Origin of the sequence: Persicobacter diffluens, from assembly GCF_036244895.1 — a bacterium.
Classification (GTDB): Bacteria; Bacteroidota; Bacteroidia; order Cytophagales; family Cyclobacteriaceae; genus Persicobacter; species Persicobacter diffluens.
The window spans coordinates 292,747-315,949 of the sequence record NZ_BQKE01000005.1 but is presented as its reverse complement, the minus strand read 5'-3'; the positions used below and the strand labels follow the sequence as shown (position 1 = coordinate 315,949).

13 protein-coding genes are annotated in these 23,203 nt (G+C 39.9%); 2 read left to right on the top strand and 11 right to left on the bottom strand.

Features of this window, described 5'->3' with window-relative positions:
- Positions 1–141: 141 nt before the first annotated feature.
- From AAA970_RS24395 to AAA970_RS24350, 10 genes are all read right to left on the bottom strand, one after another.
- On the bottom strand, positions 142–1,095 hold the full coding sequence (locus tag AAA970_RS24395) for a hypothetical protein (RefSeq protein ID WP_338239516.1): 954 nt from the start codon (positions 1,093–1,095) through the stop codon (positions 142–144).
- Between the two features lie 801 nt (positions 1,096–1,896).
- Positions 1,897–4,419, bottom strand: coding sequence for a TonB-dependent receptor plug domain-containing protein (locus AAA970_RS24390; protein ID WP_338239515.1), 2,523 nt, complete (start codon positions 4,417–4,419; stop codon positions 1,897–1,899).
- Entirely contained in the window at positions 4,403–5,344 is a 942-nt protein-coding gene (locus AAA970_RS24385) for a FecR family protein (RefSeq protein ID WP_338239514.1), read from the bottom strand. Before AAA970_RS24385 ends, AAA970_RS24390 begins: the two co-directional genes overlap by 17 nt.
- A gap of 63 nt (positions 5,345–5,407) precedes the next feature.
- Positions 5,408–5,977: an RNA polymerase sigma factor gene (locus AAA970_RS24380; RefSeq protein WP_338239513.1), complete on the bottom strand. Its 570-nt coding sequence runs from the start codon at positions 5,975–5,977 to the stop codon at positions 5,408–5,410.
- 848 nt (positions 5,978–6,825) lie between these two features.
- Positions 6,826–7,629 carry a glucose-6-phosphate isomerase family protein gene (locus tag AAA970_RS24375; protein WP_338239512.1) on the bottom strand — a complete coding sequence of 268 codons (804 nt, stop codon included), beginning with the start codon at positions 7,627–7,629 and terminating at the stop codon, positions 6,826–6,828.
- Complete coding sequence (locus AAA970_RS24370; protein ID WP_338239511.1) at positions 7,626–9,362, bottom strand: class I mannose-6-phosphate isomerase; 1,737 nt, start codon at positions 9,360–9,362, stop codon at positions 7,626–7,628. The genes AAA970_RS24375 and AAA970_RS24370 overlap by 4 nt, the downstream gene beginning before the upstream one ends.
- Positions 9,355–10,311 (bottom strand): ROK family protein, encoded by a 957-nt coding sequence (locus tag AAA970_RS24365; RefSeq protein WP_338239510.1) that lies wholly within the window; start codon positions 10,309–10,311, stop codon positions 9,355–9,357. Before AAA970_RS24365 ends, AAA970_RS24370 begins: the two co-directional genes overlap by 8 nt.
- A complete protein-coding gene (locus AAA970_RS24360; RefSeq protein WP_338239509.1) occupies positions 10,308–10,868 on the bottom strand; it encodes a glucose-6-phosphate isomerase family protein in 561 nt (186 codons plus the stop codon). The genes AAA970_RS24365 and AAA970_RS24360 overlap by 4 nt, the downstream gene beginning before the upstream one ends.
- A 5,254-nt stretch (positions 10,869–16,122) precedes the next feature.
- Entirely contained in the window at positions 16,123–17,148 is a 1,026-nt protein-coding gene (locus AAA970_RS24355) for a ParB/RepB/Spo0J family partition protein (RefSeq protein WP_338239508.1), read from the bottom strand.
- The gene (locus AAA970_RS24350) at positions 17,141–18,115 is read right to left on the bottom strand and encodes a ParA family protein (protein WP_338239506.1); all 975 of its coding nucleotides are present in this window, start codon (positions 18,113–18,115) and stop codon (positions 17,141–17,143) included. Before AAA970_RS24350 ends, AAA970_RS24355 begins: the two co-directional genes overlap by 8 nt.
- 888 nt (positions 18,116–19,003) lie before the next feature.
- On the opposite strand from AAA970_RS24350, the gene AAA970_RS24345 reads away from it, so the two are divergent.
- A complete protein-coding gene (locus AAA970_RS24345) occupies positions 19,004–20,503 on the top strand; it encodes a replication initiation protein (protein WP_338239505.1) in 1,500 nt (499 codons plus the stop codon).
- A gap of 135 nt (positions 20,504–20,638) precedes the next feature.
- On the opposite strand, the gene AAA970_RS24340 is transcribed toward AAA970_RS24345, so the two are convergent.
- Positions 20,639–21,517 (bottom strand): AraC family transcriptional regulator, encoded by an 879-nt coding sequence (locus AAA970_RS24340; protein WP_338239504.1) that lies wholly within the window; start codon positions 21,515–21,517, stop codon positions 20,639–20,641.
- 246 nt (positions 21,518–21,763) lie between these two features.
- On the opposite strand from AAA970_RS24340, the gene AAA970_RS24335 reads away from it, so the two are divergent.
- Positions 21,764–23,182: a sugar porter family MFS transporter gene (locus tag AAA970_RS24335; protein WP_338239503.1), complete on the top strand. Its 1,419-nt coding sequence runs from the start codon at positions 21,764–21,766 to the stop codon at positions 23,180–23,182.
- The last annotated feature ends 21 nt before the right edge of the window (positions 23,183–23,203 follow it).

Below are 23,203 nucleotides of genomic sequence, written 5' to 3'. Positions count from 1 at the left end.
GCTTATAAATGGCACAAATTGTAAAACATGCTTTCTCCTCATTCAGCCGTTTGGCGGAACATTATTCGAACCAGAGGGCTATTCCTGCAATTTTCCTTTGGCAACTGAACGAGGAGGTAAGCATGCATTATTCAATAAGGATTAGCGCGCCCGACGTACCTGTCTGATGGCCCGGGGACCAATTTTTCCACTAAGGATCACTTCTTTCAAGTCCACTTCTGTGATCACGCCATCTTTGGTGATCTCTACAAAAGTATCGCAGGAGCCATCTCCATAGTTGATGGTAAAAGTCCCATTTCTAGTCGTTACCTCTTCCACCCCTTGCAATGGAAATCGAACGGCATCCTCACATTGACGGGTAAAATATAAAGGCTCTAAAATTTTAATACTAAAATCTGCACCCAGTGAATTGGAGTAACTTAACGCTCCGCTTCTAAAGCGTCCCTGTCCGTCACCCTCTACGGTAAAGTCCGTCATAATGGTTTCAGAAACCGCCTCCTGATCTTCGGAAGCAGGAAACGCAATCGATAATTCTTCCTTCAAAGTGCCCGTCCATGAATCGTAGCTCATCCCGCTTTCAAGAGAAATATTTACTCCTTCTACCATAAAAGTTCTGTGGCGTTGACCATTTTTAATGACGCCCTCCCGACCGAAATTTTCAAAGGTAATTTCATGCGCCCGACTATTGGTGGTCCAGGAAATTTTATCAATGATTTTCCCGGAGAAATTGCGATCTACATCGGTGCATTCTCCCAGGTCATAGTAAAGGGTAACAATTTTTCCTTGCTCCATTTCCTCTACGGTGCGCTCGGCACAATCATAAAAACCGACCGGGCGAAAGCGTCCACGAAATCGCGCCTGCATGCGTTCTTTAAGACTAAGACGCATGGTATTGCCCTCATAATAATTGGCTTCACGAGATTCATCCTCATCACGTCCGTTTTCCAGATCATTGGTGAGTACAATATGATCCAAAACGGCCTGATCTTCCTGAATATTACTACTCATATTCAATTCAGCGGCATCCTGCTGATTACAGCTCCACAGATAAGTGGACAAAGAAAGGATAAACAAGGTTTTAAGAAGAATTTTCATTACTGTATAGATTAAGGTCTAAAATTCAATTTTTTCTTTATTTCGAAAGGTGCACCACTTTCAACTTCTATACAGTAAATGCTAAAGGGGTATTGATGTACTCAAAATTTTTGAAAAAAAATCATATAAATTTTCCAAACGATATAATTAGCTTATTTTCAAGTATTTGTAACGGTTATTTTTTCTGTCTGTATTTTAAAAGATCATTATCCCTCTTTCTCCGCTGATCGATAAAAGCCCCTTTCTTTATAATGCGGAAGGCTTTGGAGCGTATTTAAAAGTACACCATCCGGCTACAAAGTCGAATTATTGGAAGCATTTATGAATAATTTCTCAACAATAGGGATGCTATTCGCTCAAAATAATCGGGTATCGCTTCTGCAATAATCAAATTTACCCTACGAATTTTGGTTTTTAAACACGCACGTAGTCCGAATTATTCCCCAACAGATTAAGAAATCAATGCTCAAACTCAAATTTACGTGTAGTTCATCCCCAATTATGCTCCGCAAAATTAAGTAAGTCAACTTAAGTGCTTTATCTTAAACCGAATTATTCAGCGCTATATTTATAAATCAATGGTAAGTGACTTATTTTCAACTCCTTCAAACTTATTTTTTTGAATTATAATAGCCCAAATTGGGGCCAATTTGCTTTCTCCTCATTCCTCTACTTCGTTGGAAAAAAATGAAATAGGATAAATTCCTTCATTTTGCTCGCTAAGCAGCTAAACGAGGATTTTCTAATGAATAATCCGGGCTAAGACGGTCGCCACTGGCATGTCAAAAAAAGTGAACAGGATTATTTAGCATAGCGCCAGGTCAGCGAAAGATTCGGAAAGAAACCCATTTGGGTTACATCGGTCATTAAATATTCCTGACTAAATATTTTGGAGATAGGCAGCTGATCCACTGAACGTTCCTGAATATTTTTTTGATTATAAAAATCATAAATGTTGAGTGCCAATTCCAGTTGTTGCTGCGATCCGATCTGCCAATGGTAAGCCACCGAAACATCCATTCTATGATAAAAAGGGATATTATATATTTCCTCCCGCTTGGCGACCTCCTCCTCTGTTACAAAATTTTCAAAATTATAAGCAATAATTTTCCCAATCCAGGTACTGCCTATTTGCCAGTTTCCTTTTTCAAAAACCAATGCAAACTGCGCAATATGACTATTCCGAATTTCCTCCAGACCACGATGAAATTTTAAATGGTAATGGTTGTAGGCATATGCCAAAAAAACACCCCATGGTTTCACCTGATAATTCATATATGTATCTACCCCTTGTGTCAGACCATCTGCAATATAGAAACGCATCGGCAAGGAAGTTCTCATCGCCAATACAGAAAGGTCATTACGATTATATTTGGCATAATATTCTGCATCCACGGTAAGCCTGCCGGTAAAATGCTGCAAGCCCACACTCAATTGATCCGAAACCATGGTGGGCAATTGGTCAGGATCTGTGAGTCGCCATCGAAATTGCGTACTTAGCGGATCGGTGATTTGGTGAAAAAATTGATAATAACGTCCCATTCCCAATTTAAAATTTGTTCCCCCGCTTCCTGAGGTCACCACTTGTAATCGAGGAGAAAACAACCAGCCATCCGATGGATAATAAAGCCCATTCATCCCTAATTCCACTTTAAGCCAGGACCATTTTTTGAGGTAAGCTCCATAAATATTGGCAAGAGAACTGCTTTGTTCCATGCTGGTGTCTTTATTCGCTACGCTCAGCTTATAATTGGTCAAATCAAAGCCTGCTTTCCAGTCACCATGACGGATAATCGCTCCTCCATAGGCAGTTTTGAGTTGCTGTTCATGCTGTTCAGCAATTTTGATGGAGTCGCCATCATTAAAATCGCGATGCTTAAAAACGCTATTGGCGCCATTAGACCAATTCGAAAAGACCTCCAATTGACTTTCCGATGACCACCATTTGGTGAAATTTATGCCAGCGGATTTATTGGACCACTGCCTGCTTTCATTTTGCTCAATAGTCCAAAAAGGACGATTCTGAATGGGTCGATTCCTCTTGCTGCGTAAGTAAAGACGATGGTCATAGTGGTCCCAGGTGCTAAGCCCACTGAACTCCAATAAGCTATTTCCAGCCAGTCGAAGTGCAGATTTAAAATAAAGGTCACCAAAGTGGATGTCGGGCTGCACTTTTTGATTGATAACGGTCCCTTTTTCCGGAAAATCTATGGCCTCCGGTTGCTCATTTCCGAATCGGCTTAGATACCATTCCGCAAAAGGGGTAAATGATTGCCTCAAAGCGCCAAAAACGTACCATTTGTCTTTAATAAGGGGAATGGCAAGGTCTGCATTAAGTCCTAACAGATGAGCGGAAAGGCCCACTTGTTGCTGACTGAAAAAATCGTTTTTCGTGTTTACTTCCAATAAACCCGCCACACTCTGTCCCCTGCTTACGTCATAAGTCCCTTTATAAAGGGTAATATCTTGAGTCGCCACCGGATTGATCACATTGAAAATTCCATAATAATGATCCGGCAAAAAGACCTGCTGTCGGTCAATGGATATTTTGGTTTGCCCGCTGCTCCCTCCTCTGACTTGCAAATTACTCGAAAGGCCGTTGCTATTGACTCCAGGCATAAACTGCAAAGCGTAAAAGGCATTGCTTTTGCCATTGGCAGTATTTGCTACTGGGCTCAATTTTTGCGCATACTGTCCGGGAAGCGTGGGTAACAAAGCCGGATTATTTTGAATGGAAGAAATAAGAATGGCGTCCAACTGCCGGATATTTAAATCCAGGTTAACCGTGTTGGGATTATGTGGCAGTAGCTCTTTCACCGCCACGGCCATTGGCTCATAGCCAATATAAGTAAAGACCAAAGTATCCGATAATTCCGCCCTGATATGAAAATTACCATCTGGATCAGAGGTCAGCCCCTGATCGGTCCCCTGAATACGAATCACGGCGAAGGGCAACTTATAATTTTCAACCCCTAAGATGGTTCCATAAATGGCGTGCCGCTTCACGCTGGGTGCTTCAGGCTCAGCGTGCGGGATACTTTCCTCTTTCCGGTCAATGATGATAAAAGATTTGGCTTCGAGTTGCTGAAAAGTGAGCTCGGTAGCAGCTAACCATTGCTGCAGCAGGGCTGATGGAGCCGCTTCAAATGAGGGGCTATTTACCTGATAAGGTGCTACCCTGGCCTCGTCAAAGGCGATAAATAAATCCTGCTCCTGCGCCAATTGCTTTAATACCTGTGAAAGTGGTCGTGACTGCTGTTGGCCCATGGCCAGCAAGGGTAGGCAGGCCAAAAGCAGCGCACAAAACTTATTGAATGATAACATGCTGGTCACGGATTTCGTAAGTCAATGCCATGGGAGCACATACCACCTTCAACGCCATATTTAAATTTTTATTGGTAATGGTTCCGGAAAATTTTCGTTCAGCCTGTTTTTTCGGCAGGCTCACCTGAATATTGTATTGCCTTTCAATAGTGGCAAACACCTGGCTGAGCGGTTGATTATCAAAAGAAAATAAACCTTGATTCCATTGTGGCTGAAGCTGGCCTGATCTGTTAAATTCCTTTTTTCCTAATTTTTGTCGCCCGCTACTCTTTTCCCCGGGAACCAAAATGACCTCCTCCAGGGCATTGCTAACCCTTACCTTTCCGGTATAACAACTCACCTCCCAATCCTGACTACGAGCGTTCACATTAAAGGAAGTTCCCAATACGGTCACTTCCCCATAGGGTGTTTGCACCTTAAACTGGCTTCCCTTTTTTACTTCAAAGAAAGCCTCTCCCTCGAGGAGAAGCGTACGGTCCTGCGTCCACGAAGCGGGATTAAATTTAATGCTGGATACCGCATTTAGGATGGCGACCGAGCCGTCGGGTAAGGTATATTCAAATTGTTCCCCGGCCTGAGCCACCACTGATTCCTGCTTAGGAAGAAAAAATTTCAACAGGCCGATCGTTAGTATAATAAGCGTTACACTGGCGGCAAGCATCATGGGCCAGGATCTTCTTTTTGACAATTGGGCTTGCTCTTGGTCAGTGGTAATCCGCGCCCATAACCGCTCCTTCTCCGTCAGAGAAAATTCAGGTTCCTGCACCTTTAGCCCAGCCTGCAGCAAGTTACGTGCGTGATCCATGGTCTTCTTTTCCTCCGGAAACTGACGCAGATAGGCCTCCCATTTTGGCTGCAGATTATGATCTCCCAGTGCCCAAGCGATAAAATCAGTATCGTATATGTATTTATCAATTTTTGCCATAGTTCCTTATAAAATCGCCCTCAACTCTAAATGATAAATTCCCGGCGATGTACTCTATTTTTTTTAAAAAATTTGGGTGATCAAGGTCAGTATCAATCCGATATCTCCCATGTCATTTTTTAATTGCTTCAGGGCACCACTCTGCAGGTTCCGTACTGACTGGTAATTCATTTGCATGATTTCAGCAGTTTCTTCATAGGAAAGTCCCATGAAAAACCGATGATAAATAAGCTCTCGCTGCCGGGGCCGGAGGGCTTGAATGGCTAATTTCAACTTATGAAGATTTAGCTGCTGATGCTCCGCTAATATGGTGGCCTCCTCAACAGAAAATACCACTTCAAAATGATGTTCCTGAGGGTCCTGCTGCAGGTAATCCCGTTTTTTCAGGCGCTGATACAGCTCCCGCTTTAGTGCCACCATTAAATAAAACTTGGGATTATCAGTCTCCCCAAGGTGCTCCCGCTTCTCCCAGATTCGTACAAATATTTCCTGAACGGCGTCTTCCACTACAGCGCTTTCCTTACAGATTTTATGTCCGTATTGATACAATAAACGAACATGCTCTTCAAACAACTGCTGATAAGCCGCCGAATCCCCTGATTTAATTTTCTCCCAAAGCAAATGCTTGCCCATAGTTATGAGGTCAATAAAAAATGTTAATCTCACTTTAATATTACAAAAAAATCCGACTTATCACCAATGCTTATGCCATCTGCATTAAGTAATTAAGCCAATGAAAGCGACTGGCCACAATGCAGTATCCCGCCTGGACCTCGGGTGACATTCCCCAAAAAACTGTCTCTCAGCACAATAAAATGTCTATTTTTGATCGAAAAAAAGTCGAAATACGAATTACTCCAATGCAAAAAGTGATTTTAAAAATATCACGAATTATTCACCAATAGATATAGCACGTCACCCTAAGCGGCTTTCTGTTGTTTGTTTGACGTTGATATTTTGATTTTCGAATCGCTCAAATTGTGGGAAGCTTAGCCAAATTTAGCCCATTAATAAATTAAAAAAACAGGACCTTATTAAGCTGAAAAATAAGTCATTTGTTTGAATGGCTAAATCCAAGGATTATTCATTCGGATTAAATTTTCATATCGGAAATATTTGTAATTCATAGTGAAAGGATCGACTGCCCATATTTCGGGGCAACAAGCTAACTTTAACCCGAATTATTCACCGCTAGATTTAGCGTCCCCATCTTAAAATAGCTCATTATCAATTCATTTCCCTCACGCTAACTGTTTTTTTTATAGCCCAAATTTGGGCAATCTTGCTTTCTCCTCATTCATCTGTCGTTGGAAAAAACTCGAAATAGGAAAAACTCCTTCATTTTTCCCACCTTGCAGCTAAAGGAGGATTACATCATGAATAATCCAGGTTAAGCATGAGTGATCCGAGCTAAAAAAAAAGCATGCCTCCAAACAAGCCATGCTTTTCCTATCAGCGATCTTTTGACGGCTCCCCAGCGCTTAGGGAATGAAATTTTCCCAAAGATGGGCATATTTATCCGGTCGGGGAACGAAATTAAACCGAGCCGGATCCTCCTCAAACTGTTGGTAGATCGATTTTTTTGGATCAATATTAAACTCGCTGTAACGACGCGGCGATTGCTTTATGATCAGTTCACTCTTTTCATAATTCGGATTAGCCAACCACCGGAGTTGGCCATTATTGGAATCACAAATTGGGAAATAACTGAGCCCCTGGTGTGCACGCACCCCATCATAATCAAAGCCATAATCCCGATCACACCAGGCGCCGAAAGTAAGCGGCATTTCAGGATTCGCCGAAATGGTTGCGTGAGCCCAAAAGGGAGGCACAATCACCACCTCGCCGGCCTTTGCGTGAACGGCAAAACACCTGCCGGGATGATCCTCCGCATACTCTTGCATATAAATCACGGCTTCCCCCTGCCAAATTTCATAGACTTCCGGAGTAGACCAACCGTTGGCATGGCGGGATCGCTTATGGATATGCCCCTGACTACGAACAGGCTCCTGTCCCAATTGTCCCGCAGCATATGTTACCGCTCCATATAATAGGTGTAGCTCTTTTAATAAAGGTAAATGCACGGTTTTACCTACATCCATAGCAATGGCATACACAATTTCAGGTCCGGAGCAGTTCGGATCACGTAGACTTTTCCGGATGGTATCTAAATAACGATGTTCCACCTTCGGCCCAAAATGATCAGATCCGTAAGTAAAACCCTCGACCATATCTGTGGGCACCACCTCAATGCCCGGATCAAATTTTTCAGTTACATTTTTCATGCTTGTGTTCTAACAAATGCTTTCATGGTACAACACGTTTTTCCCTCTGCAGGTCCATAAGGACGAATACTGTAGGCCCCTAATGCTGCCGGTAAAATGACAACCTCTGCAAAATTTAAAACAAAGGGATCAAATTGGCCTTGAGGAGACTCAATGATGGCCTGCTCTCCTTCTACCAAGGCCAAAACATGAACGGAGTCCCCGGTATGGTGATGAGTAATTTTGGAAAACCAATGACGACGGGTTTCAATAAATTCAGCGGCATGCAAGCCCGTTTTTTCCTCTATCCAGCCATCTCCTTCCGCTATTTGCTGCACCTGATTCACCAGATTTTTCCTGGTCCAGTCCGAAGTGCGATTCCACTGTATGACTTCCTGTCCATGCGCAATATTAATGGGACGGGGGCGTCCATCCATGCCCACACGGCCCCAGTCATATAGCTTAAAGGTGAAAATATATGGGGTGGCGCTAATCTCCAATACCATGGAATCTTTCCCCTGACAGTGGACCGTTCCCGCGGGAATCAGAAAATGATCATGCTTATTCGCAGGGAAAGTTTGTACAAACTGCTCATCATCAAAGGTACTTCCATCACTTTGCGCCTTTTGCAAAGCAGCGATAAAGGCCTCCGGCGCTACTCCTTCTTTCAAGCCTAAATATACCTGTGCCCCAGGCTTAGCATCCATAATGTAATAGCTCTCGTCCTGCGTATAGTGCATACCAAATTCCTGTTGGATATATTGGGTCAGGGGATGAACCTGCAAACTGAGATTACCACCTCCCATTGTATCCAAAAAATCAAAACGGATGGGAAATTCATCCCCAAATCGACCGTATACCGGAGCCCCCAGCAGGGCTTCAGGATGACGGAAAACAAGGTTGATGGATGGAATCTCAATTTTATCTGTACCTAAATCCAATAATAGGCTATTCTCCTCGGGAACCCCATTAAAGCACCAGGCATAATTTTTTTCCGCTCGGTCCAGCCCACACACCTCTTTCATCCATTGCCCTCCCCATGGTCCCGGATCAAAAAATGGTACCACACTAAAGGGTTGCGAAATTGCCTGATTGTAGCCCTCCAGAACAGCCTGATAACTGACCATTTTGGGTTGATCAGGGTTATTGGTATCCAATAGGTAGTCAATCTTATCAAAAAGTTGCTTCTTCAACCGGTCCAATACCCGCCAATCCACAAAAAAACCTTGTTTATAGAGCAGCATCCAATCTGAAATATGGCGGTTTTTGAGTCCGAGATTGTCCACCTCATGTCGGCGCATACGCTGCTGAATTTCCCATCGGGCCATATCTGCATATACCAGCAAATCCCATTTCTCCATAACCAGAGTAGCTCCGCAACCTATGATGACTACCAGCCCATCCGTCTGCTGAATCTGATCCCGAAGTGCCGCAATCTTTTGAGAGTCAAAAAAAGCAGAAATCTTTAGGCGGGTCAAATAGCCGAAAACACGATCATCCGTGACATCAGGTTGAACCATCTGCTGAATTTGTGCAGGTTCAAGCATTGCTTCCTGGCTATTTATCAATAAGGCCGGCTTCAGATGGTCCTCTATTTCCGCAATTACATTTTCAACATGAACTCCCTGATAACATTCCACCACTAACACCCTGGCGGAGGCTGCCGCTAGTTGGGCGGCGATTTCTGCCCATCCTTTTTGACAAGAGTATTGATGCTTAACCTTGATAGAAGGTTGTAAATTAAAATTAGACATTTGCTAATTGATGTTTTTGTTGAAGTAAATGATTAATCCCCAAGCATCCAGCCATGCTTCCTAAGGCGGCGGTTACCACCTTTACCGGTGCGCAGGGAGTCCACGCCAGTTGTTTTATTCTGTTTTGCAAGTAAGGCAAAATAATATCCCCACTTTTCATCACCCCGCCTCCAACAACCACTACTTCCGGATCATAGGCATGAATCATATTGATGATCCCCGCCGCCCAGGCATCAAGGCAATGATGCGCAACCATTTTAGCGACGGTATCCCCTTGACGATAGGCATGAAAAAGATGATAAAAATCCAGAAGCTCAGCACTGGCTAGTGTGGAGTCGGCAAATTGGGGATGACTTTTTATAAGCCTCGGCAAAGACCAGGAAGCTCCTTCGGTCTCCACACAGCCTATATTTCCGCAATTACAATGCGCACCTTTAAAATTAATGGAAAAATGCCCACCAAGACAGCCCGCCTGATAATGCTTCCCATATAATAATTGACCATGAATCATGGCCGCTCCGCCAATGCCCGTACCCAGGGTAATCATATTGACATGCTCATAGCCCTTTCCGGCACCAAACTGTTGCTCACCAACCAGTGCAGCCCGAGCATCATTGTCCAATACTATTGAAGCAAGGCCTATTTTTCTCGCCCATTGATTAAAATCAAAATCGGTAGCGCCCACATGCTTTTGATTAATGGATAATACACGGTTCTGCCTGATATCTACAATACCCGGGATGCTTATTCCCATGCCCAGTAAATCTTTCACTTCCCAGCCATCAGCTTGGATTAATTGATAGAGTTGCTGTTCAAGTTGTGCCATCACCCCATCGAAATCCCCCTGCGCATTGGCAGGATAGACCTTCTCTCGGACAAGCTGATTATTATTTATTATCGACAGTTTGATCAATGTGCCCCCCATGTCCACTGCCACTACCCTACTCATGAGTCCACCAATTTGGGTTCCCCATCCACCTCAACCAGTCGAGCAGCAAAACCCTTTTCTGCTATCGTAGCATAGTCGTGACCGGCATCTGAAGGCCAACATGCATTAAAAACCAGAAGCTCCTCCCCGACGTTGGCCACACGATGCGCTACTTTCCCCGGAATATAATGTACGGATCCCTCGGACATCTCCTCAGCCCACACATTACGATCCTCATCCATCATTATCAAAATCCCCTCGCCCTTCACTCCCCAATAATACTCTCCCGTATCCAAATTACTATGAAAATGGCCCCTGGTCATATGGTATTCTGCCCCAATTTTTCCAGGATAGATCGTTGAATTGCCAAAGAATAAACCGCCGGATTTTCCTTCTGCGATGGGCATAAAGGCCTGGACCTCATAAATAAGAGACTCTTGCGGCAAAGCCGCACGTATTTGCTCATCCTGGAAAACCCCTTCCAGGTCTTTGAGTTTTTTTTGAGATTTTAAGACTTGATCACCTGTTAACTTACCAGACTGAAGTTTTAAAAAAACGGATGGTTGAACAATTGCCATGATTTTTAATTGTATGTAGACAAAAATCCTAAGAGCACTGGCGCATCTTAATGGATCTTAAAAATTTCAATAAAAACACCATCTGCCCTACCCTCCTATCCTACCTGATGATGACGATCGCAATTTTTGATGGGTTGAAAAAATTGGAGCCAAAGAAAAAAATAGCCTTCTATTCTCAACTATATCGTGAATATAGAATCAAGCATGTTTAATTTAAGTGACATTTGTTTTTTTTGTAGGCACAAATCGTTCCTGCCTGGTCATTGGTAGTTTAAAAACATTTGTACCCGTGTTTAAAACTTAATTCGCCTCATTATATAATGGCGTAAAAACATTTTGCTCCCATTAGGAACAGTCAGATCAACAACCACTTAGAATTCATTTAACAGTCTAGATACTCGATAAGTGAATTCAGTAGGATTTTCCCCCTTTTAGAGCAATTAACCTTTGTGAGAGCTTAAGGCATCTAATTTTTCCTTCAACAAATGGATGCTCATCTTCGCCCATCGCAATGGGTACAAGTATTCGAAGCTAAAAAAGCCAATAAAAAAATAGACAAAAGGTTCTATTTGCTCTGAATAAATATGGTCGTCTTCATTGGCCTCCTATTATCTCTTAATCATCAAACTCCGTAACCATCAAAGGAAGTCCCATAGGGGAGCAACAAGTGACCCCATTATATTTGGCTACATGCCGGAAAATAATATTGTCCCCCTGCAAACTAAAGAAAAGGCCCCATGTCCACAAAATGTTTACTTGATATCCTGTAAATAAAAACACCCTATTCTTACGGCTGAAATTAGCCTATAATCATATCAATTTAAAAATTATGATTTAAGTGGATCTCTCAAAAAGGTGAAAAATGGAAGCCGATTATATTCATTAAATGGGCCAAATAATTCCTGATGAAAAAATCAACCCTGGAATCAAGGAATAAAACAGTTATCAATTGAAGTCCCAATTGGAAGTAAAATACAGAAGCATTAAATAGCACCACATGACTTGGCTTTTGTATTGGAATCACTGCAAGTAGAAGTAATCCACCTAGTGAAAGGAATGAGACCATGTCCACAAAATGTTTACTTGATATCTTGCAAATAATAATTCTCTATTCTTAATGCTGAAATTATCAAGGATCACCTCAATCTATGTTAATCTAAATTCAAAAGGAGTTTAGGAATTATTTTTCATTAAGGCGTATCCTTTAAAAAAAAGTGCAATACGAAAGCAATTAAGCTATACTTACCATATAGAACAAAATCCTCCCCAACAATACAAGATAAAGTCACCATCAATTTTAAACAGTGAGCTAAAGAAATGAGGTCATGTCCACAAAATGTTTACTTGAGGTACTGTAAATAATTACGTGCAATTAATTATGAAAGGCCCCTTCCCCTTATTAATCAATTACCATCTCGATTTAAAAGCAGTTAAAATCATAATTCGAGCTGATCTATCAAAAGAGCGAAGTAGGTAGGCGTTACTAGCGCTGTGGGTACCTAATGTGATAAATAATTCCCGATAATAAATAATCAACCCTGGATATCAAGAAAAAATCAGACATCAAGGGAAGTGTTAATTGGAAGCAAAATACGGATGCATTAAATAGTACTAAATGACTTTGTTTTTTTGGAATGAATCACTACAAGCACAAGTAATCGAGCAAGTGAAAGGAATGAGACCATGTCCACAAAATGTTTACTTGATATCTTGTAAATAATAATTCCCTATTCTTATCACTAAAATAGCCCAACTCAATCTATGACTATGTAAATTCAAAAGGAGTTTAGGATTCATCATAAAGGTGTATCGTTCAAAAAAAGTGCAATTCGAAAGCATACAAGCTATATTTACCATATAAAACAAAATCTTCCAAACAATTCAAGATATAGTCACCATCAATTTTAAACAGTGAGCGAAAGGAATGAGACCATGTCCACAAAATGTTTACTTGGGGTATTAAATAATTACGTGCAATTAATTATGAAAAACCCCTTCCCCTTATTAATCAATTACCATCTCGATTTAAAAGCAGTTAAATCATAAATCGAGCTGATCTATCAAAAAAATGAAGTAGGTGGACGGTACTTGCGCGGGGGCTACCTAATGGGATAAATAATTTCCGATAATAAAAAATCGTTTCTAACAATTAAAATGTGAAGGCCAGCCAATCCTATACGCCTCTACTATCAGCAACACAATAACTTTCTAAGTAGGGTGACTTTTTAGGTCTTTGTCACCTTTTTAAATCGACTTTTATTACAGATTGAAAGGGTAGCGATTATGAATGGATTAACTAAAAAATAGGTATCCCAAACTAAATTATTACTTATATTCTGACTTTTTTGCATGTCAAAAAAACAATAAAAAGGGGATACCACGTCTTTTTTATACCGCTGCAAATGAACAGATAATAGGAGAGTCACATTCAATATCGTTTTTTATAAGAAGTAAGTACTAGTTTATATTCTTAGGCCAACATATTAAATGGTATTGACTGGCTATAATGCCTAAATCTTTCCACTTCAACAGAACGACCTTGATCAATTGGCGAAAAGACATGGATGCTGTTCCCGTGGAGAAGTCATCAGAGTGATAATTCAACAGTATATTCTTTTTATCGTCCGATCTACAAATAAAGCCTTGATAAATTCCGGTAGCATGTTCGATAGCTCACTAGAATTGATCACAGAATTGAAGTATTATTTCTTATCAAGAAAAAATAAAAAAAGGGAAATTAAATAATATGCATTAAATGAATTAGTAAACAAGCACAATTCCTCTAAGATTTTTGGTTCATTAACTTCTCCAACAGGAGATCTAAGAACAAAAAATGCTTGGAGCCGATTTTTCTTTATAGGGAGGATAAAGATTGCGTTTGATAGAAGGTAAATGTAAGGCTAGTAAAAACAAAGTCAATAAGTTGAAAACATAGCGGAATTTGTTTGTGAGATAATTAAACTTTGCTCGTTTGCCCAGATGGCGAAAACAGGAATGAAAGAAATGAAGCCATGTCCACAAAATGTTTACTTGGTGTACCGTAAACAATTACATTCTATTAACTGTGAAATGATCCTGGCCCTATTAGTCAACTTATATCTAGATTCAACCCTAATTAAGATATCATAATTCAAGTTGATCTATAAAAAAAGTGAAATATGTGGGTGGGACACCCGCTTTGGTGGCTTACCAAATGGGGCAAATAATTCCCGATAACTAAAATTACACCCACCATTCAAGTAGTAAATACCTGCCATCCATAGGAGTCGCAACATTGAGCAACAGGAGGACCCTTAAAGAAGGTTTATTTGTCAGGCAATTTTTTGGAGCTCCGCCTACCAACAGAACAATAGCAAGACAGCAAGCTAAAGAAGTGAAGCCATGTCCACAAAATGTTTACTTGGTGCTCCTTTAAAAACCTTTTTGCGACATTCAATCAAAGAAAGAGTAATCGAAAAGGAAGCAACAACCTGCATCATCCATAACAAATCCTTTGAATAAATGCCTTGGAAGCCTAAACCGAAATGAATATAAGAATTTCTACCTAAAGGAAAAAAAAACATTGATCTCCAAAAAGTGAATACCACCGTAACAATAATAAAAGATCCAAAACCTATGGAAGACTAATGAGTAAATTAACCCAATGAAAAAATCGTGATTAAGTAGTTTTAGGATAATGATTTTGATGCTGTTCACTATTAATCCGGAGGAGTATAATAACTTTTAATTAACAACTATAATCCCATTGAATAAAGTGTATAAAAAACAAAATACCTAATGACAATTTAAAGTATTGCAGAAATGAGACAGTAGGGAGATTGTAGCATCGCTATTATAAAAATCTTATCTCAAATCAATTCCAATAATTCGCATTTGATGTCAATGGTACTATTTAATTCCCATTATAAATATTTGACAATTGATAAAATACGAGCAGGAAATAAAAAAGCTTATTCGTAAGGTAAAAGTGAATTTCATTTCTCAGAAGTAGATTTCCGTATTATGGAAACGAACTAATAAGGAGAAATAACACAATTTATAAATCATATAAATGTTGATCTAAATATTCATTTAGCTTGCTGGTAAATAAAGAAATAGTTTGCTAGCACCAGATGTTCCAACGAAGCATTTAAATGAGGAGAAACAGCGTTCTCAAATTTGAGTGATTTGCAAATCGGCAAAATCAATATCATCAATCTGACCTAAGAGCCCTCAGCGTAAATTTCAACCGATCGGAAAATAATTCGAGTCAAAAATTGCGCAGTGGGTCAAAACAATATAGGAATGGGGGGGACCATACAAAACAAACAAAAGGGTAGAGGTAGACGGTAATTTATTCTTAAATGTCCACAGGCTCCGACCTTAAAGAATCTTAACCCAAATTATTCTCCGTTAAATTCAGAAACTACACTTAAGTGAATTATATCCAATTTAATAGGATTGTGTTTTCTAATTTAATAGTAGCCCCAATTGGGCGAAGCTTTTTCCCATATTCATCTACTTTGTTGGAAAAACTTAAAATAAGCGACTCTTCCTTCATTTTTCCCACCTTCCTGTTAAAGGGAAATTGCGCATAATTAAATCAGATTAAAGCAGATCAGGTAATTAATAACGAAAAGCCTATCCTAAAGGAACGATAGCAAAAATTTCAAAACTGACAATAAAAGGTTTGAGGCACCCCATTATTCGCTTATTGGTACTCTTTTCGATTGTAAATAGAATATCCACTTAAAATATAACAGCGAAAAGGCGAAGATCTCTTGATAGTTTATAATGATGTACAAAACACCGTTGGAATTATAGCTGCTTCAGAAAAAGAATAATTGACTTTCGCTCAGACATAGCAGGATGAACCGTGAGATGGGAAAGCGAAAAAAAATGAATTTAGTAATTCAATTTTCGGTGCTTTTAACATAGATCGTAATAAAAACCGTTCCTCCCTTAGAGACAGACTATGGTCAACAAAAGACCTTTACTTTAATTAATTTTCAGGAGGAAAGATTATAATTTATTATACAAAAAATTGAAATAAAAAATAAGCGTGAATAGGTCCCTAACAGTCGAATATTAGAACAGCCACCTCTTCATTTTAAAAAGGAACTATTCTAAAACCGAAGTAAAAAATTAAATAATTCCAATCTGTATTCGTAAAATCCGTATAACCAAATACATCCAGAGGGCTATTATGCTATCGGAATGGAATTGAAACTTATGGTATCCTTAAAAAAAAAGCACCCTAATGGGTGCTTAAAGCTTAATAATTTTTTAGCTCTTCTAGTAGTGATTGATAAAAATTGATAACCTCAATTTTCGTATCGGCATCCACTTTTTTAGCTAGTCTGATAACTTTTGCTCTTTCCTTTTTCTTAAAGTCGTTTAAATTAAATGGGCTAGGGGAGAGGCTTTCTTTAGGTTTAGCGAAGTAGTTAATAAACCAGCTTTTATCCTCCGGACTGGCGTTATCCTCATCTATGTTAAAAGCACCGAAAAGCAACTCTTTTTCCACAACTGTGTTAAAAGCACCGAGTTTTTCGACCGAGGCTTTATTAGCAACCAATATTCGGGCTAGAAAACGGTCTTTTACCTCTTCGGGTAAATTTTGGACCCCTCGATAAAATTTTCCATCCCTTAAAATCGTCATCGCACTCACACCAAATTCGTCGGCAAGCTGCTCGGCATAGCGCCCTCCAACTTCCTGATTTGACCTTTTTCCTCCGTGTTGCCCTTTTAATCTTTCATATTTCATGCCTCGAAAATAGGAGACTTGCCATTTGACCAAGTTCCGCTTTCCCATTTGAAGGTCAATCATGTACTGTTTCACCGCCTCTAAATCAGGGAATTTCATTTCACGATAAGGGATTTCCATCACCTTTAATGCGCGTGCAACCTGCCAACGGTTATGGCCATCAATAATGTAGAAAGTACCGTTCTCTGGCATTTTCCATATTAATACCGGCTCGCGAATTCCTTCCTGCGCTATACTCCCGCTTAGCTTCTCTCTTTCTGCGAGAGTCAAAGCTGGTATCAACCGCTGCAATTCCGGATGAATCTTTATCATCGGATCGTCAAAAGACGTAAACTGTATGCCGGACAAATAACGATCCCGACCCTGAATATGCGCCTTAATTTCATCCTTAATGGCGTAATCGTCTAAACGTGGTTCGTTTACCGCTTCCGTATTTTCGGTGCTTTGTACACTTTTAACGACGGTACTTTCCTGAACCGGATTTATGGCAACCGCCCTTCTTCCTCTTCCTGATTTAATCTGTTTCTTAGCCATTCAATACCTCCTCTGTAAATGATTTATAATCTTTAGCCGCATTACTACGAGGAGAGTATGAATAAATATCTTCTCCCACCTCGGAAGCTTCACTCAAAGAAATTGTATTACGAATTTTGGTTTCGAAAACCCTATACCGATTAAATTCCTCGCGAATTTTTTCCTCTATGGACTGATGCAGTGCGGTGTTACCTTTTACCATAGTCAATAAAATCCCCTCTACAGATATCCCCGGATTTAATCTCATGGTCGTCTCATCCCGAATAAATTCAATCGCATCCGAAAGTCCTTCATAGGGAAGGGAATCCGGAATTACCGGAACCACCACCGAACTCGCCGCGACCATGGCATTCGTAACCAGAATATCCATATTTGGTGGGGTATCAATAATAATATAATCATATTGTTCCCGTACCATATTTAACACTTTCGCCAGGCGTTCCATTCCCGGAATTTGTCTTAAAGAAAGATCTCGCGCAAGTTTGGTCACTGCTAATTCAGAAGGTACAAGGTGAAAATTTTCCAAATCCTCATACACCTGATAAGTACATTGACTAATAGGCAAATTATGCGCCTCCTCGAAGGTGAGCACATTTCGAATGGTATTACTTAAACGACTTTCTCCCTTAAATCCAAAATGCTGAGTAGCGTTAGCTTGCGGATCAAAATCTACAAGCAATACCCTTTGTCCGGCATTGGCGAGTCCTACTGAAAGATTAACAGAGGTCGTGGTTTTGCCAACACCTCCCTTGTGATTGTATATAGCAATAATTTTAGCTCCTGAATCATTAGAAAATCCATATTTCCTCAATACCGGAGCCAATTTATTGATATGTTCATCGGATAATTCCCGGCCCTTCATCGCCTTACTTAAATAGGTGGTGGGAATGCCGGCTTCAATTTCTATTTGTTTAAGGTTTAATGCCGGGTTATTTTTAAAAAATAGCCGGATTTGGTCGTTATTCATAATAATTCCTTTAAGCCCTTGGATACGATAGGCTAAAGGTATTCAAGATTTAATGAATATCAATCCTTTTTTTCAATTTTTATTGACTAAAGCCTTAATTTTTACAATTTGAGGTTAGTTTTGTCTAAAATAAGAACTGATTGACCCGATAAATTCAATTATTTTTGAAAAAAATAAGTGAACTCCTCGTGAGTAAAGTGAAGTATGTACAAAGCACCGATAATAGACGAATAAAAATCGGTGCTTTGTACATACTCCATTTCCATATCAATTTGTTAGAAATTAAAGTAACAAAATGAATTTGCTAGCGAAAAATTGTTCGAAAATGCACCAAAATGACAGAAATCGGTGCTTTGTACATAGTTCGCGCTGTTTATTCGGTGCTTTTAACATACTTAATTCAGATAATCTTCTCTCTTTATCATTTTTAAATGATATGTCAACATGATAATATTATAAATTCCTGACAAGACGTTATACTAGTTTAGTTTTAAAACCTTTATTTAATATTAAGAAGCTCGAAACACGCTAAATACCAAGGAGTTAGGTCACTAAATATGTACTTCTGTACCGTAAAGTATGTACAAAAGTCCCGATGAGCATGTACAGCTTACCGTCAAGATATGTACAATTTACCGTTTAAAGGTGTATGAATTGCCTAAATAGATGTACAAATGTACCGTATTTGGCTGGAAATGTACATTTGTCCCGTAATTGAATGCACTAATGATGTTAAAAGCACCGATTCAGCATCTACTTTTTCCCCTTATTGAGTAAAAATCACTAAACATGTACAAATGTCCCTAAATTAATTTTACGTTTTCCTTTTATATATGCCCAAATGTCCCGTAATTAACCAATGATTTAGCATTATAAACATTTTTTAGTGTGGACTCAAATACATCAACAGTAGACTTTTACATTTCCAAATCTAACAGAATTGTTCAGGCAGGAAAGCGCTATTCCCTCAATTTATTTCAACAAAGGGCTTTTAACAAAATTTCTGAGCTTATCCGAGAGGGAAAAATTGTCAGATCTGTGGATACTGGAAATAAGGTGGCCGATGTAGTGGTGCGTTTACATATACAAGATGTCATCAAATCCTCCCGACTTGGGGGGACAGATTATGCCAAATATGTCAAGTCCATCTCGGACTTGCCCAGTTTTCTTTTACGAATGAAGCAGGTTTTACCTGACGGCACCATTCGCTGGAGTAGTGTTTCGGCTTTTCCCAAAATTTTGGGAGAGGATGATCTGAAGAAAAATCGAAGCATTGTAGATATTCAGGTAGCAGGAGAATTGATTCAGCATGTTATTCCTTCGCAAGCTATTGAAATTGGCGGGTACATCCAATATAAAGCCAGTCGCACATTTGACCTTAAACACAGTTATAGTCATTCCCTTTATGAATTTTTGCGTTCTCACGCTTTTCGAAATAAAAAGGATGGAGTGGCCACGGTGTTATTTGATTTGAATGAATTAGCGCAGGTGTTATGTCCCGGCTCCTATCAGGATCGAAAAAAACCAATGATTGAAGTACATGGCATTAAGGTGCATCCGGTCAAGTGGGTGGAAATGAATCGAAGGGTTTTGGTGCCCTCGATTGAAGATATTAATGGCAATACGAATAGTGATTTGTTTATTGAACGGATGAGTCCGAAAAAGACGGGGCGTGCCATCACTTCACTAGAGTTTACTTTTTATTTAAAAGGGGAGGGGGAAAATGACCCGGTTTATCTGGAGGATTCTTATCGCGATCGTCTCATATCGAAAATCACTGGTCTGAGTGCTTTTAAAAATGAAAAATTATTGGAGGACATTCGCAAGCGAGTGGATGCGATTATTGAAAGCTATCCGGTAGACCGATTGAATGCCAATCTGGAGTATATGCTGAAAAAGAAAAATATTAAACTTCCTTTAAACTATTTTGAAAAGGCAGTGGAGAAGGATTTCGCCTCCGCAAATAATCAAAAGCAGGGCACCTTATCTTTTTCCTCTGCAGATCAGGCACAAGAGGCTTATATTCAGCGAAAAAAGGAAGAGTCTCAAGAAAAAGGAAATAAAAAATTGTGGGAGCAACAAAAGCAAGCCTTGGAGTCTCAATATAACCAATGGTATGATGAGGTACGCCTGAGTTATCTGAATTCTTCTAATTCTTTGCGTTTTATGACCAAATATTTAAGATTTTTGGAAAAGGAGGCCTCCGCTTATGAGCGTAAGTTTTTATCTGAATGGGAATCCGGAGCTCCGGGAGAAAATGCGCAAAAATGGTTTGGTAGGTACCTGATCTCTCAGATCGGTAAAGAAGAAGAAAAGTATTATTTATTAGAAAAGGGGATAAAAGTTTGGGCAGCGGAAAAGCATCAATTTGATATGGATTTGTACTAGAAAATACGTTAACCCGGATAATTCATACTTAATTCCTCCTTTAGCTGTCAGGCGGAAAAAATGAAGGAATAATTTCCTATTTCGAGTTTTTTCCGTCTTTTAGCTCAAAAAGGATTGATGCATGCATATTTTGGCTTAACCCTTAGGGTGCTTTCGATATTCTTTTGGTGATAAGCCCATCACATTTTTAAACACCCTTGAAAAATAGAATGGATCCTCAAATCCCACTTTATTGGATATTTCTTTTATTCTCAGAGAGGTATGATCTAACAATTGGCAAGCTTCCTGAATTCGTAAATGAGTCAAATAATCAATGGGTGTTTTTCCCGTTTTGCGCTTAAATTCCGAGGAATAATAAGAAGGGGAAAGGCAGGCATTTTCAGCCAGTTCGTCCAGTGAAATTTTGCGCTTCCTATTATTTTTCATATAGATAATACTCTCCCCAATCATATCTCCTGCTTTGGAAGTTCTGATATGCCGGAATTGTTCCAGGTACTTGAAGGTGGCCAGAAAGTATCCAAACAAAATATTGCAATAGCCAATCGTGTTTTCGCTAAAACCCATTTCCAGGTTCGCGATGATCTCATTAAAGATTTCCAGCCGATATTTGATACGATCTACCTCACTGGTGGATATTGAATCCGCTTTATCCAGTTCTCTGGTATAAAAAGGAGCATTTTTACCTGCGAAATGTGCCCAATATAAGCTCCAGGGTTGTTTTTCATCCGCTCCATATTGATGTGGTGTGTTGGGAGGGATTATAAAGTATTGGTTCTCGTTGATAATCATTCGTTTATTATAGATTTCAATCCAACCTTTACCTTTTATGCAATACAGGAGGATATATTGAGGGCAGCCCTCTTTTCTTGACCTGTAGTGATTCCGGGCAGCAGGATAGTAGCCTATATCAGTGAGGTACAAATTCCCATGAAAAGTATCATTCTCTAGTTTTGATAAAATATAATCGGGGATAATGATGGTCCTTTGATCCTTAAAACCGTCTGATTTTTTCATTTATTTAAAAATGTAAGGGTGTTTATGCTTAAAAGTTAGAAGTAATAATAAATACACCCTAATTTAATTGGAATATAATATTGATTGATTCTGGCTCTATTCTCCTTTCCAAATAGTGATATTCTCCAGCTATTGACGCTAATTTTCCATTTCTATTTTATTGAGGACGCCCTTAATTTGTAAGGGTTCACGAGAAGGGTCTTTTTTATCGATCCTATTTCACCCTAAAATTTACTTTTTAAGTCTATGGGAAAATCATTTTTTAATACTAAGTACCTTTTATCTATTTCAATGGTCTCGGCTTTGGGGGGCTTACTGTTTGGATATGACTGGGTTGTGATTGGTGGGGCGAAGCCTTTCTATGAACGATTTTTTGAGATCGCCAATTCTCCTTTTTTACAAGGTTGGACGATGAGTTGTGCTTTGATCGGTTGCCTTTTGGGCGCCATGATATCCGGCGCTTTAAGTGATAAATATGGTCGTAAGAAATTACTGATCTTCTCGGCTTTTCTTTTTACGCTATCAGCCGTAGGAACCGGAGCTACTGATCACTATAACTTATTTATTTTCTATCGCATATTAGGAGGTATTGGAATTGGTTTGGCTTCAAATCTTTCTCCTATGTATATTGCGGAGATTTCTCCGGGAAGTTTGAGAGGTCGATTTGTATCTTTAAATCAACTGACGATCGTGATCGGTATTTTGGCCGCGCAGATCGCCAATTGGCAAATTGCAGAGCCTGTAGCGGCAGGTGCCACAGACTTAGAAATTGTTAATTCATGGAATGGCCAGATGGGCTGGCGATGGATGTTTTGGGCAGAAACGATTCCGGCATTGTTATTTTTCTTATTAATGTATTTTGTACCGGAAAGCCCGAGATGGTTGGCGCAAAAGGGAGATAGCAGCAAAGTCAGAGCTATTCTGGAGAAAATTGGCGGCAAAAGCTATGCGGATAGTGAGTTTGAGAATATTCAACAGGCGCTAAAATCCTCTGCCACTTCGGGAAGTAATATTTCATTGCTTCATCCGAAAATGAGAAACGTACTGATTATTGGTATTGTACTGGCTGCCTTCCAACAGTGGTGCGGCATCAATGTGATATTCAATTATGCAGATGAGATCTTTAAAGCGGCCGGCTATGGAGTATCCGATACGTTGATGAATATCGTGATTACCGGTAGCGTGAACCTGGTATTTACCTTTGCGGCCATCTTCACGGTGGATAAATTAGGAAGAAGAGTATTGATGAAAATAGGTGCAGTGTCCTTGATGGCGATATATCTTTTGATTGGTGCAGCCTATTATATGGAAGTTTCCGGTGTGTTGCTACTGGTATTGGTGGTGTTAGCCATTGCCTGCTACGCCATGACGCTGGCGCCGCTCACCTGGGTAATCCTATCGGAAATTTTCCCGAATAAAGTTCGTGGAGCAGCCATGTCAGTAGCGACAGCCTCTTTGTGGATCTCCAGCTTTTTACTGACCTATACCTTCCCGATTCTTAACTCCTCCTTTGGAGCATCCGGTACTTTCTGGTTGTATGGAATCATTTGTGGGCTTGGTTTTGTCTTCATCCAGGCAAAGCTTCCTGAGACTAAAGGAAAGTCACTGGAGGAGATCGAAGAGGAACTTACGGGCGCCGAAAAGCCTGTCTTGACAAAAGTATAAAACACAATTTTAGAACATAAA